Annotated in this window: 9 protein-coding genes and 1 pseudogene; 3 read left to right on the top strand and 7 right to left on the bottom strand. The window is 39.3% G+C overall.

Features of this window, described 5'->3' with window-relative positions:
• Positions 1-76 precede the first annotated feature (76 nt).
• The 4 genes from FDK13_RS17540 to FDK13_RS17525 form a co-directional block, all read right to left on the bottom strand.
• Positions 77-454 carry a hypothetical protein gene (locus tag FDK13_RS17540; RefSeq protein ID WP_137341315.1) on the bottom strand — a complete coding sequence of 126 codons (378 nt, stop codon included), beginning with the start codon at positions 452-454 and terminating at the stop codon, positions 77-79.
• 144 nt (positions 455-598) lie between these two features.
• Positions 599-4,825, bottom strand: a complete 4,227-nt coding sequence (treY, locus tag FDK13_RS17535) for a malto-oligosyltrehalose synthase (protein ID WP_137341314.1) — start codon at positions 4,823-4,825, stop codon at positions 599-601.
• Entirely contained in the window at positions 4,818-6,665 is a 1,848-nt protein-coding gene (treZ, locus tag FDK13_RS17530) for a malto-oligosyltrehalose trehalohydrolase (RefSeq protein ID WP_137341313.1), read from the bottom strand. The genes treY and treZ overlap by 8 nt, the downstream gene beginning before the upstream one ends.
• A 137-nt stretch (positions 6,666-6,802) precedes the next feature.
• On the bottom strand, positions 6,803-7,519 hold the full coding sequence (locus FDK13_RS17525; protein ID WP_137341312.1) for a metallophosphoesterase family protein: 717 nt from the start codon (positions 7,517-7,519) through the stop codon (positions 6,803-6,805).
• A 441-nt stretch (positions 7,520-7,960) separates the two neighbouring features.
• Here FDK13_RS17525 and FDK13_RS17520 point away from each other — a divergent pair, with 441 nt between their 5' ends.
• Positions 7,961-8,332, top strand: coding sequence for a hypothetical protein (locus FDK13_RS17520; RefSeq protein ID WP_137341311.1), 372 nt, complete (start codon positions 7,961-7,963; stop codon positions 8,330-8,332).
• A 415-nt stretch (positions 8,333-8,747) separates the two neighbouring features.
• Here FDK13_RS17520 and FDK13_RS35460 read toward each other — a convergent pair whose 3' ends face one another.
• Positions 8,748-8,915 carry a hypothetical protein gene (locus FDK13_RS35460; protein WP_170982831.1) on the bottom strand — a complete coding sequence of 56 codons (168 nt, stop codon included), beginning with the start codon at positions 8,913-8,915 and terminating at the stop codon, positions 8,748-8,750.
• A gap of 223 nt (positions 8,916-9,138) precedes the next feature.
• Here FDK13_RS35460 and FDK13_RS17515 point away from each other — a divergent pair, with 223 nt between their 5' ends.
• Positions 9,139-10,182 (top strand): AI-2E family transporter, encoded by a 1,044-nt coding sequence (locus tag FDK13_RS17515; RefSeq protein WP_262711820.1) that lies wholly within the window; start codon positions 9,139-9,141, stop codon positions 10,180-10,182.
• Between the two features lie 40 nt (positions 10,183-10,222).
• On the top strand, positions 10,223-10,840 hold the full coding sequence (locus tag FDK13_RS17510) for a hypothetical protein (RefSeq protein WP_137341309.1): 618 nt from the start codon (positions 10,223-10,225) through the stop codon (positions 10,838-10,840).
• A gap of 66 nt (positions 10,841-10,906) precedes the next feature.
• Here the strand turns inward: FDK13_RS17510 and FDK13_RS17505 are convergent, their stop codons facing one another.
• Together FDK13_RS17505 and FDK13_RS36130 are read right to left on the bottom strand one after the other, a co-directional pair.
• Positions 10,907-12,520: an aminotransferase class V-fold PLP-dependent enzyme gene (locus tag FDK13_RS17505; protein ID WP_137341308.1), complete on the bottom strand. Its 1,614-nt coding sequence runs from the start codon at positions 12,518-12,520 to the stop codon at positions 10,907-10,909.
• Between the two features lie 399 nt (positions 12,521-12,919).
• Positions 12,920-13,114, bottom strand: a pseudogene (locus tag FDK13_RS36130) (hypothetical protein); the annotation flags it as partial.
• Positions 13,115-13,210: the final 96 nt, after the last annotated feature.

The raw sequence follows: 13,210 nt of genomic DNA, 5'->3' as shown, positions 1-13,210 counted from the left end.
TTTTAAAAACTTTCAACCGGCAAGGCAAATCAATCAAAAACCATACCATTGATCAAATTTCAAACTCCAACTTATCTCAGTTATTGTAAAAAATAACTGTTTCCGCCGCATGGTTATACCGTAACATTATATCTTCATTTAAAAATAAAACATGCTCCTCAGTAAAATCACGATCATCGCATTTTGAGATCCGTCCAATCTGATCGTAGGGAATTTTAATTGTAAAACGTTCATCAATATTCGCAGTTTCAAATGAAAATTTACACCTCAGACCGTCATCTGTCAACAGGATTTCTTCAATGGATTCGTTATTGAAATAAACAGGTGCAAAATTGGTCAGCTCATCAAAATAAAATGAATAATTCGCCACCACCATATAATGCCGGGACGGATCAGAAAAGTCTGAAATAATACGGTTTATTATTGCCAGCAGATTTAAGTCAACCTTTTCCATACGTTTAATTCTAAAAAAGCTTGTGAGAAATATTTAGCAAAATTCCTTTTAAAAAAAGGCTTGTGTTGAAAAAATGATTTCAACACAAGCCTTTACAAAAAAAACTGTTCCCCGTTAGTATTTCCCCAGGTGGGATTATCAAAATTAATTACGGTTGTACAAAACTGTCCAATGCTTAAGTTGTTTTTCAGTCTTTTTGGTTAATTGCCCGGGTAGCAATCGCCATTCCCAGTTATTTTCGCTGGATCCCGGACTATTCATTTTACTGGTTTCCTCCAGATTCAAAATATCCTGAACGGGCAGAACTGCTGTTTTCGCGACAGACCCAAACGCCAGCCTTATCATTGCTTCACAGACATTATTTTCAGTTAGCGAATGTCCAACATAATCCTCCAGACGCGCGCGTGTTCCGTTATCAATACCTTTTCGGAACCAGCCGCGCGTTGTGTTGTTGTCATGCGTACCTGTGTAAACGATGAAGTTTTTTGTATAATTATGCGGGATAAAATCCGAGCTGGCCATACTTTCGTCAAAGGCAAATTGCAGCACCTTCATACCCGGAAGCTCAAATTCATCTCTCAAACGAAAAACAGCAGGACTGCTTTTCCCCAAATCCTCAGCCACAAAAGGCAGGCTTCCCAACGCAGCTTTAATGGTTTGGAAAAATTCAGCATCCGGTCCAAGTTTCCAGATACCATTAACAGCAGTTTTTTCGCCTCCCGGCACTTCCCAATAATCTGCAAAAGCACGGAAATGATCCAAACGAACCAGATCAAAAAGCTCCGTATTCTTCCGCAAACGATCCACCCACCACTGATATTTCTGTTCTTTCAAAACCTCCCAGTTAAAAACCGGCATTCCCCAAAGTTGTCCGTCATCTGAAAAAGCATCAGGAGGCACGCCCGCTATACCCGTTATTTTGCCTTCGTCATCCAATAGAAAAAGATCACGATGCGACCAGACATCCGAAGAATTATAACTTACATAAAATGGCAAGTCGCCCAGAAAACTAATATCACGCTCATTGCAATACAAACGCAACGATTTCCATTGTTTGTCAAAAACGTACTGAACCCATTTCACAAACCGGATCTGGTCCGCTTCTGAATGCTGCAACTTTTGCAGCATTTCGGGATCACGCAATTTGTAAGGTCCCTCCCATTCAATCCATGGTTTCCCTTCATGCTGCTTCCTTATTGCCATATAAAGTGCAAAGTCATTTAGCCATTCAGCATTTTCTACACAAAACTTATCGAATTCTTCGGTTGGAAGCGCTTCCTTGCTGGTAGTAAAACCGGCATATGCTTTTTCAAGAATTTCCAGTTTAAGCTTTTCTGTTTTTTCGTAATCCGTTTTTCCATCCTGTGGAAGTTCATACATTGAAAGATCAGTACCTTCCAAAAGACCTTCTGCTTTTAAAAGTTCAGGACTAATCAAAGTGGGATTTCCAGCCCGGCTCGATAGCGCACTATACGGCGAATTCCCCTGGGCAGCTTCGGTAGGATTCAGCGGAAGCAACTGCCAGAATCTTTGCTTGGTACGATTCAAAAAGTCAGCAAATGCAAAAGCTTCCCTGCCCAGATCACCGATTCCAAACGGCGAAGCAAGTGAGCTAATATGCATTAAAACGCCAGCGCTCCGTTCATTTCTGATTTTCTCCCCCTTTAAAACAGCAACAGGAAAACTCTTGAATATATCCGAAACAGGCACAAAATCCTGATGTACTGATTGTTTTGCAGTGAACAAATTGCCCCATTCGGCATTCAGTCCGGCTGGAACCAGAACGTTCGTATCCTTCCAGTCGAGGTCAAATAATTCCTGTTTTTGCTCTTCACACATGATCGCAGTATGGAGCGGGACGATCGTGATCAAAACGGTTTGTTTATAAATCCGGGCAAAAGCAAGTACATTATTTTTGTAAGCGCCTTCCACATCCAGATTTATATAATCTCCCTCGGCAAAAAGCGCTGGATTTTCTTTTCTTAAATTGTATAGCTGGTGTGTAAGCCAAAGTTTTATCCGGGCATCATTGCGGTTTTGCCACAGTTTTTCCAGCAGACGTTCCTGATCGTCGTAATTCCCGAATTCAGCCAGAAATTGTTGTCTTTTATTGAAATCAACTGGTCTTCTATTGTCCGGATCAACAAGGCTAAAATCCCATAATTCACATCCCTGATACACATCCGGAATGCCGGGACAAATAAATTTCAATAATACCTGAGCCAGGGAATTGACGATACCGGCATTTGCCGCTTTGCTATGAAACAACGAAAATTTCTCCCAGAAAAGACTATCTTTTTTTAGTAATTCCAATGCGAAATTTTTTGTACCTTCTTCGTAAGCTTCATTGGGTTCTGCATAAGTTGTATGCGTTTTCGCTTCTCTTAACGCTTTTGGGAGATATTCTCTCAGTCGATTCGAAAAATCATCTTCATCTTCGCCCGGCATAGGAAAGGCGCCAAGCAGGGTTTGATAGATTAAATACTCATCATTAACATCCGGTGCTCCAAATTTTTCCCGAAGCGGCGCATTCAGTTCCTGCCATTCTTTTACATGCTCAAACCAGGGGCCGGGAAGATCTGTCAAGACATTCAAACGTGCCCGTACATCTTCTCCCCTTTTTGTATCGTGTGTTGATGTTGTGTTTAAAGAAAGCGGCCAGTCGATATGGCGCTGTTTCATTTTTTTATGGAAATCATCTACCGATAATCCGAAATTTTCAGGAGAATCACCTACCTCATTATGACCAATAAACCGATTATAAGTGTACATTAATGTATCCTCTCCACCTTTTGCCATCAGTGGCCCGGTGAACTGCATACAACGTTGGTAAAATTCCAGCGCCCGGGCTCTGTAATCCTCATTAGCGTCTTTCGGTTTTACAATAAGTATTTCTTCTAATAAAGAAACTGCGGATTCAAACTGCGGATGGATCGATTTTACTTCGCTGAAAATATTTTGTACCTCGGCAGATTCTATTTCTTCAAGTGGTAAAACATTACCATAAAAACGATAAACCGGGCAATAGATCAGGAATTCGCCAATCGTATTTTTCACCTTGTCTTTACCAATCTCGTTGACTTTTTCAGGCTCAGCGAGATTCAACTCTACGAAAAGCTGGTATAGATTTTCAAGCTCCCCTGCCATGGAATCGTAAAGAATATGCGATTTCTTTTGTCGAAGTTGATTTAACGGATTTACCGTGCTTTTTGTCAAATCCTCATAAAAATCTGTAAATGCCTTTTCGCCAGCTTTGTTGGTCAGAAGATTATTTACAAATGATAAAAAATCATAACCAGTAGTACCTTCAACCGGCCAGGATTTTGGCATATTTTCACCATTTTCAAGAATTTTTTCAACAACAAGATAAGCATCATCGCCGGCCAGATCACGAAGCTGGTCAAGATATCCGTCCGGGTTGTAAAGTCCATCGATATGATCAACTCTGATTCCCTGAAAAACTCCGTTGGCGAGAAGTGATTTTATCAATTTGTGATATTCATTGAAAATATTTTCATCCTGAATATTAAGACAGATCAATCCGTTAACTGTAAAAAACCGCCTGAAATTGATTTGTTCATCGGTTTTTTGCCAATTGCACAAAGCGTAAGTCTGCCGGTCAACAATCCCTTTCAGCTTTTCCTTATCGTCATTTATGTCTTTCAACGAATTTTCGATCAAACTTTTGATCTGATCGTTTTCTGCCAAAGACGTCAGCTGCAAGATTAATTCATTCCATCTTTGTGAAAAAATTCTGGTGTCTTCTTCGTCGGTTATTTCTTTTATCTGCGACAATATTTGTTGCAAAGACTGGTTCAGAACAACTTCGCTTCCACCTAAAATTGTTAAATACGAAGCAGGATTAAGCGGATAAACATTGTCCGAATATTGAAGTACAAAACGGCCGGAAAGAAATTCAATTGTAACTTTTCCATCTGCTAAAACTTCATCCAGATCTGATTCCAGAAATGGAACCATCAGTTTTCCATGGAAAAGCCGGCTATTCCAGGCGATATCAAAAAATGTCGCATAAACAGATTGTTTGCCTTTTTCCAACACGTCCATGAGCCATGGATTCTCCGAATGAAAAGCCATATGATTGGGAACGATGTCTTGCAGCCAGTTTATATCCATCTCTTTTAAGCTGGTAGTGATTGATTTCAAATCTTCTTCACTGCCAATTTCCTGATCAATTTCATTGGGATTAACGCCGTCGTATCCATGTGTACTTCCCGCCGTTGATTTAAATATCGGTGAAGCGTAAATAGTACTCACACCCATTTTTTGAAGATAAGGAATGATCTCTTCAAAATCTTTAAAGTTGAATTCTTTCTGGAATTGCAGACGATACGCAGCGATCGGATTATTCATTCTGATTGTTGTAAAGTGTGAAGGATTCTGATGGCAAAACCAGCGTTATTTCTCCGGGAATTGTTTCAGGCAAATCCTCTGACCCATTCCATAATACATCGGAAGACGCAATTAATTTGTGCCAGACTGGCGAATAAACCGCAACATTAACTTCCCGGGGTTGATTTGAAAAATTCATCAGACAAATAACATTCTGGTTTTTGTGCTGACGTTGCAAAACAATAACTCCTTTATCTTCAAGGCATTCGACATGCCCATCTTTACGATTCAAAACATATAAAGCAGATTTCCTTTTGCGGATCTCTATTAGCTTTTTGTAATAAGCCAGCATCGTTTTGTGAGGAGCCTTATCGGCCAATTCCCAGTGCAATTTTGAATTTAAAAATGCTTCCTCACCCATTGGATCCGGTGCTTCTCCTGCCATATGAAATGCCCGGAACTCCCTTTTTCTACCTTTCCGAACTGCTTCTGCTAATTCCGGATCGGTGTGACTTACGAAATATTGAAACCTCCCGGTTTCGCTGTATTCCTCTCCCATAAACAACAGCGGAAGAAAAGGACTTACCAGTACCGCTCCCGCCATGAGCTTTTGCATATCAAAACTTACCAGCTCACTCGTACGCTCACCAAACATCCGATTACCAACATGGTCATGATTCTGGGAAAAAACAACAAATTGCTCTCCCCCGTTTTCCTTGGCTTTCATCCCAAACTTTTTCTTGCGGTGATCCGAATACGCTCCATCATATACGTAAGCATCCTGATACGACTTCGCCAGCGATTTAATACCGTTAAAATCGGAATAATATCCCGATTTTTCTTGTCCCGAACTGACACGTAAAGAATGATGAAACTCGTCGATCCACTGGGAACTCATGCCAAATCCGCCTTTATAAGTAGGATTTATGAAACGTGTATCATTCAAATCCAGCTCAACGATCAAATAATGGCAACGGCCATTTTGTTGTTCCAGAAAGTCAACCTGCTCTTTAATTTCCTGTAAAATATGCACAGGACTGAAATCTTTTATTGCATGAACAGCATCCATTCTGAGCGCATCTATATGAAAATCGCGGAACCACATTAATGCATTTTCGATAAAAAAAAGCCTCACACCGTCACACCACGCGTCATCGAAATTAATTGCATTTCCCCATGGCGTATGATATTTATCTGTAAAATAAGGCGCAAATTCGTCCAAATGATTTCCCTCCGGGCCAATATGATTGTACACAACATCAAGAATTACGGCTAATCCTTTCTGATGACATACGTTAACCAAATGCTGCAATGCTTCCGCCCCACCATAGGAATTTTGCACACAGAATGGAAATACTCCGTCATATCCCCAGTTCCTTTCTCCTGAAAATTGAGACACCGGCATGATTTCGATGGCTGTTATACCAAGATCAACCAGATAGTCCAGTTTCTCTTCCATGGATGCAAATGTACCTTCCGGAGTAAAAGTGCCCGTGTGAAGTTCGTAGGTAATATATTCCTTTAAAGGTATATTTTTCCAATTTGTATCAGTCCAGGCAAATGCTTTCAGATCAATCGCTTTCGAAGGACCGTAAACACCTTCCGGCTGAGATAAAGATGCCGGATCAGGAAGTTGTTTTTCTCCGTTCAAAATAAACTGATACTGTTCTCCAGGTGATAATATATCAGTCTTCAAGATCCAATAGCCGTATTCTTCACTGATCAGCGGTATTTTTATATTGCGGGAAACTATTAGAATTTCCACGTGGCCTGCCTCAGGGGCCCAAAGGACTATGCTGGCGGATCCATTGTTATTAAAATTCACACCAAGAGTTCTTGTTCTTGTATTTACTGTATTCATTTTCTCCAAACCGGAATTTGAGTGATTTACCAGCTATTGGACATGTTGATAAATACTGTGCCAGTTGGCGTGCCGGATTTGCAATTTATTATTTAGCAATTTTCAATTCAATAAACTGTCTTTAAGACTATATTTTATCAAATTCCATATAAATCCTTCACCCTATCACTTTGCCAGAATTCTTTTGTAACAATATCCATTACAGAAATTTTCCCTTCTCTTGCTGCTCCTGTATCTACATCCCAAAGATTTCCGCCATGCATTGGAATATCCACATTATATTTTGTTGTCGGTGTATGACCAATATAAATCTCAAAAAAAAGCGCTAGTCGTTTGGGATAGAAAACCGAGTCCGAAGTCAGATTCTTATCCATAGCAGCCGCTGTTTCCAAAAGTGTACGGTCATTATTGAAATTATGAGAAAAAATTTCTTCAAGCGGACCTTTAATCGAAGTAAAACCTGCGTGAATGAACAATCGATTTTCTTTATCTATATAATAATCGGTTAGTCTTGAGAAAAAATCAAGATGCTTCGACCTGCTTTTCTGATCAAAATCCTGATAACTCAAAATTGTTGACATTCCCCGATTTTCCAACCACGCTTTATCGGGATCATTACCCGCCAGCCAGGATTTGCACCAGACGTCATGATTCCCTTTTATGAAAATGCAGGAATATTTTTCAGACAGATTTATTAGATATTCGATTACAGAAGCAGATTCCGGCCAGCCATCGACATAGTCACCCACAAAAATAAGCTTGTCATTCTCTCTCAGTTCAACTTTTTCCAAAACCTGCACAAGAGCCTTGTAAGCACCATGAATGTCCCCAACTACCAATGTTCTTGCTTCCATAAAATCATAATATTTTCCTAAGATATAAAAGTTTGGCGCCAATTTACAGTATAGGATCTTATCATTTTAGATAGAAAACTATTTAATATTTATTTATTTGAATTATATAAAAATTACATTCTGGACAAACGACCACAACTATCAGGCAAAATAATCACAAACGAAACTTATTAAAAAAAATTAAAAATACAAATAATAGTTAAATTATTCATAAATAAACATTTATGAATTTTCAAGTTTAGAAATAAAAAGAATTTATCCGAGATTTAAAATCTCTTCGAATAAGAAAAATGAATCAGGAAGGATTTATAAATTGATTTTATAAAAGAAAATTATATTTGAATTTTATAATTTATTATTTGAAAACCATAGACATTACTATCAATTCGGTGAGTAATTTTGTATAGTTATTAATGCAAAATTCTTAAACCAACTTTAATTATGTCTAAGCCAAGTATCTTAACCAAACTAACATTCTCGTTATTGTTATTAACAGCAGCCACAAATCTACAAGCCCAAACGTTGACTGATCCGGGAATGTCCCAGCACAATTACAAAATGCCAAACAAAGCTGCACAAGCAAAAATCAAGGAAACAGGTGAACATTTTGCCGTCACAATGAATACTGCTTTTGATACCGAATTACACCAGGCTCCAAAATATGCTGTTCGCCCCTCATCTATTGTTATTGCACTACATGAGAAAAAAGAACCCATGAGCCTTAACCCGCTTTCTTCGGTTTCTAATTACAAAACCCAACCTGTTCCAAAGATGCAGTCTACCCCGGAGGAATACTCTGCATCACTGAATTAATTTTTATTTAATTCAGAATTGTTTAGTCAGTGACTAAAAAAGGCTAAAAGACTCTCGTCTTTTAGCCTTTTTCTTTGATATAGTAGTTCAAACAGTGATTCTATTTCTTTGCAATGAATTTACTAAACCTCCTTTCCTTTCCGCCCGCAGTTTCATAAAATCATTTAAACTTCTGGAAGATATTCCCATTCTCTAATATCGCCTGCATTATGCGATGAAGGTTCCAATGCATAGATTTCGATAAATAAATGATTTTCCCCATCAAATTCCCCTTCCCTCCATTCTGAGAAATCGTACCAAGGCCCCGTTTTCCGGTATATCTGATTGCGTCATTCTATTGATTTTTAAATTACGCGATACATAAAAATTCGCCTGGATTTCCGTGTAGAAATCCAGGCGAATCGTATCAAATTAATTAATCATTCTTCTTTCCCAAGCTGGCATGTTGCTTTTGGTTATTCGTCAGGTTATTACCCTTTACGGTTTCCTCTTCATTATGTCTGCTATCAAGGTTATCCTTATTTTCCGTATGCGTCTTGCTTTGGCTTTGATGCACACCATTGGAACTTTGTGATTGTTTCATGATATTTATTAATTGATTCTGCTATAGAATATATAAAAATTATACCAGCCTCGCAGGCAAAAAGATTTGTATTTTCTGATTATTTATTATACAATTTGGTTAATTAATTAACCAGTGTTCAAACAGGCATGATTTTGGAGACCCGGCATTAGAGCTTACAGGAATAACCAGCTCATATTTAATTGTATACAAAACAAACTTATCGAAATTTACATTTTCTATTATGTCCGGATTTAACAATAAAATTAGGCAGATATTCTTTTTTATATTTATTGTAGCCTTGGGCATACTGCTTTTTTCTCAGCTTTATACCTTTTTTCCGGGTTTTTTGGGAGCGCTCACCTTGTATATCCTCAGCAGAAATTGGTATTTCAAATTAACATTTAATAAAAACCGGAACAAGAGCGCTACTGCGTTACTTTTTATGTTTGCTTTTGTAGCATGTATTGTAGTACCAATTTATTTTGCTGTTCAATTATTGTATTCCAAAATTGAGCACGTTCTAAAAAATCCGGATCAAATTTATTCTGCATTAAACGCCGTTTCCAGCCAAATAAAAGACTGGACCGGACAAGATATTTCACAAAGTGATTTTATCAAAGAACTCCCAAAGCGGCTTACCGGATTTGTTCCTATGTTGTTAAACAGCTCCGCTACACTTGTCGGCAATTTGCTGATGATTCTTTTCCTGGCCTTTTTCATGTTTACCAACGGCCAACAGCTGGAAAGAGCAGTTTCAAAATTTCTCCCCTTGCGAAATGAAAACATTGATATACTGGCGAAGGAAACAAAAATGATGGTAAGGGCCAATGCTTTGGGAATCCCAATTATTTCTATCGTTCAGGGACTTGTCGCTATGATCGGCTACTGGATTTTCGGAATAAAGGATTTCGTATTACTTGGATTTATCACCGGAATCTTCGCTTTTTTTCCCGTAGTAGGTACAGCTGCAATCTGGATACCTTCGGTAATTTTTCTTTTCTCTTCGGGAGAAAACGGCAAAGCAATCGGACTTGCGATTTACAGCGCAGTAGTGACAGGAAACATTGACTATCTGGCGCGTATTTCTTTTCTGAAAAAAGTCGGGGACGTACACCCTGTTATTACCATATTAGGTTTGATCGTTGGACTAAAACTTTTTGGGTTTCTCGGATTTATCTTTGGGCCATTGTTGATCAGTTACTTTTTATTGCTGCTAAAAATCTACACAAGCGAATTTGGGAAAGAATCATCCGCAGCAGAATATAATAAAGTGCTGGAACCCTGACAAATGATTTATTGCACATCATAATAAAATCGGAATACCGATGGAAGAAAAAAACTATTCAGGGACCATACCCTCGCAGGAGGACGGAAGCAAGATCAACGTTGAAAGCAGCATTGATCTTAAAAATGTTGAACTGGCAAAATCACTTTATGAAACTGCAAAAAACCGACTGTTTGATGTAAACAACTGGCAAAAACTGACCGGAAAATTCCTCGCCAATTTTCAGTTAACAGATCAATCGGGAAACCCTGAAGACTCACCCGTCAGGCAGGGAATGTATTTTCAAATTGATATTCCAGGCCCTGGTTCAAAAGCCGGTGAAGGTTACGACTGGGTAAAAGTGGAGAAAATTGAAGTTTATAATTCCCCGGACATTGAAAGTGTAGGCATACGAGTGAGACCTGCACCAAATCCATTATCAACCAACGAAAATATCGCTCATTTTTATTCCGGGGAAGCTACAAGCACTTTCACCGTTACCAGGGAAATGACAAAAATTACAGCAGCAGTATATGACCGGAATACCAAACCAAACCAGGACACAGATCAGCTTTCGGACCAGCTGCGAAATGCAATTATTGGTATTAGCGGCATTATCAGTTTTTCAAGAATACAATGGAAAACCCTGACGGACGCGCTGATAAAACAAGATGAATAATTTTCAATATAAAAAAAGTGAGACACCGAAGTATCTCACTTTCTAATACAAGTATTTTTTCAAATCCTAGGTTGCCAAAGGCGGTCCCGATGGAATGAATATTTTTTCGCGTTTTGCTTTAAATTTATGCCGTTTCGCTGTGAAAGTTGCCGTCATGTATTCGCCCATATAAATGGAGCCGGTCATGGTATCATCTTTCGCAGTGCCGGAAAATGAAAATGTTATATTATCCGCAATCTGACGATCCGAACTTCTCATTTTAACTTCGTTTCCTTCAACAGTTCCCTGTAATTCTCTCACCGAGAATTCGCCTTTATGCGAACCTTCAAGCCAGTTTCCGTCCTGTTCAATAATCAGTGATTGCTTGCTTACGGATGAGAAAAACTGAACATCCAAATCCCAATGCCCTTTAAGAGCAACAGTAGCAGGTTTCATATCTGTTTTTTGAGGCGTACGTTTTTCTGATAAAACAGAAACAAAACGGTCGGCTACTACTTTGTCGTCTCCCGGCTGCATTTGCCCCGTTGTGATAGAAATAAATGTTGAACCTTCCCTGCTTCCGCCACCCAATGCAATACGTGGTTTTGTTCTGCCAAAAAGTTCAGCGATTTCTTCACCGGTAATATTGAATTTGGCCGGATCCCACGAAATTCTTAGCTGCGGCGTGCGGTTCGAAAGCTGATCTTTGGGTTCTACAACTGTCGTTTTAACACCGTCAATGGCGGTTACCGTTTTCGAAATATTATCAAGCCATGACAGCCATCTTTTCCATTCGCCTGCGTGATCACGTTTTGTCCACGCTTCCACCGCGGCAATCATGCCCATAGTTTCTTCGCGGCCAACCTTATTGTCACGCCCCGGACCGTGGTGCGGCGCACTAGCCTGCCAGGCAGACATCAGCAAATCTTTTTGACCTAAAACAAGTCCTGCGCACTGAGGTCCGCAAAGTGCTTTTCCACCGCTGTAAATTACAACGGTCGCACCCATCTTTAAATGTACATTTGGAATAGTCAAATCCTCAGCCGCCGCATCAACCATTACCGGGATATTTTTCGGCTTCGCAATTTTTGAAATGGCTTCCAAAGACATCGGCCCTTTCATAGATTCGTCGCCAGCCATCAGATAAATAAGTGCTGTACGTGAACTGATTGCGTTTGTCAGTTCTTCAATAGAATCAACTGTGATCAAAGTCACCCCGACATTTCTCAACGCGTGGTCATACACGTTACGGGAATATCTTGGAATGATTACTTCCGTTTTGTCAAATCCTGCAAGATTTGGTACCCGGATCAGTTTTTCAGGATTACCCCCTGTAACACAGGCTACTGTAATATGTTTCATACCTGCTGCACAGCCGGCAGAAACCATTCCCCATTCAGCACCTGTTAGCTCAGCCAGACGTTTTCCAGCTCCGAATGCCAGTTCGTCATACTGTACAAAAACCTGTGCCGCGGCGTCCATTGCCGTTCTTACTTCGGGTCTTTCGATGGAACCACCGATGATGGTGAAAGTTCCTCTGCAATTGATAATCGGCTCAACACCGATTGCCTGGTAAATTTCCTTGCTGGCTGCAACCTGAGCCTGGCTGACTGCTTTTTCAGGAGCAGAAGTTTTGGGAAGCATGATACTCCCGGCCAGCGGAATCATGGATAGATCTTTTATTGCGTCTCTGCGATTCATTTGAAAAAAATAAGAGTTAGGAATTTTGGCGAATTACTAATTTAATTTTTAGGTGTAGTGAGCTTTTTAATGATTCTGATCGTAAAACATTTGTTGCAAAAGTTGGAACAAAATTAAAGTATAATATTTTGGATATAAAATTTTACACAGCGCATTATATCGACTTTATTACAAATGGCGGGACGAGTTTAACACATAATGCTTTCTTAACCAAATGAAGTTTCAATTTGCGGTTACGTTCCCGGCAGACTTTATATTGTTTCTTCTATTTATAACAAATTACACAAATCATATTTTAGAATATTTTTCATCTTCTTGTTAAAACAAAAAACAGCCGGAGAATATGCCGGCTGTCAGGATTTGAAAAATAAATATGTTGTTCCAAAACGTCAAATACGTTTAAAGCAAAGAATCAAAATGTATCGGAAATTGATTGATTCTTTTTCCTGTCGCATGAAAAATAGCATTTGCAATGGCCGGAGGCATTGCACAAAGGCCAATTTCTCCAATTCCTTTGCTGCCAAGTTCGTTAACAATGTCATCTTTTTCAGCAACAAAAATAACATCGAGCTCATGGATATCGGCGTGAACCGGCCGGACATTTTCCTGTTTTCATGCTAAGGGCAGTTTTCCTTTTGTGAGAATTTATTACGCAACAAATCCCGGTCAGATCTCCTTTAATCGCGCTTT

It is taken from the genome of Dyadobacter frigoris, from assembly GCF_005280585.1.
Lineage (GTDB): Bacteria > Bacteroidota > Bacteroidia > Cytophagales > Spirosomataceae > Dyadobacter > Dyadobacter frigoris.
Note: the sequence above shows the minus strand (reverse complement) of the source record. Positions and strands in the feature narration are given on the sequence as shown.

Coding starts and splice junctions, on each gene's coding strand:
- FDK13_RS17540 (WP_137341315.1), bottom strand. CDS start 454: ATGGAAAAGGTTGACTTAAATCTGCTGGCAATAATAAACCGTATTATT.
- treY (WP_137341314.1), bottom strand. CDS start 4,825: ATGAATAATCCGATCGCTGCGTATCGTCTGCAATTCCAGAAAGAATTC.
- treZ (WP_137341313.1), bottom strand. CDS start 6,665: ATGAATACAGTAAATACAAGAACAAGAACTCTTGGTGTGAATTTTAAT.
- FDK13_RS17525 (WP_137341312.1), bottom strand. CDS start 7,519: ATGGAAGCAAGAACATTGGTAGTTGGGGACATTCATGGTGCTTACAAG.
- FDK13_RS17520 (WP_137341311.1), top strand. CDS start 7,961: ATGTCTAAGCCAAGTATCTTAACCAAACTAACATTCTCGTTATTGTTA.
- FDK13_RS35460 (WP_170982831.1), bottom strand. CDS start 8,915: ATGAAACAATCACAAAGTTCCAATGGTGTGCATCAAAGCCAAAGCAAG.
- FDK13_RS17515 (WP_262711820.1), top strand. CDS start 9,139: ATGTCCGGATTTAACAATAAAATTAGGCAGATATTCTTTTTTATATTT.
- FDK13_RS17510 (WP_137341309.1), top strand. CDS start 10,223: ATGGAAGAAAAAAACTATTCAGGGACCATACCCTCGCAGGAGGACGGA.
- FDK13_RS17505 (WP_137341308.1), bottom strand. CDS start 12,520: ATGAATCGCAGAGACGCAATAAAAGATCTATCCATGATTCCGCTGGCC.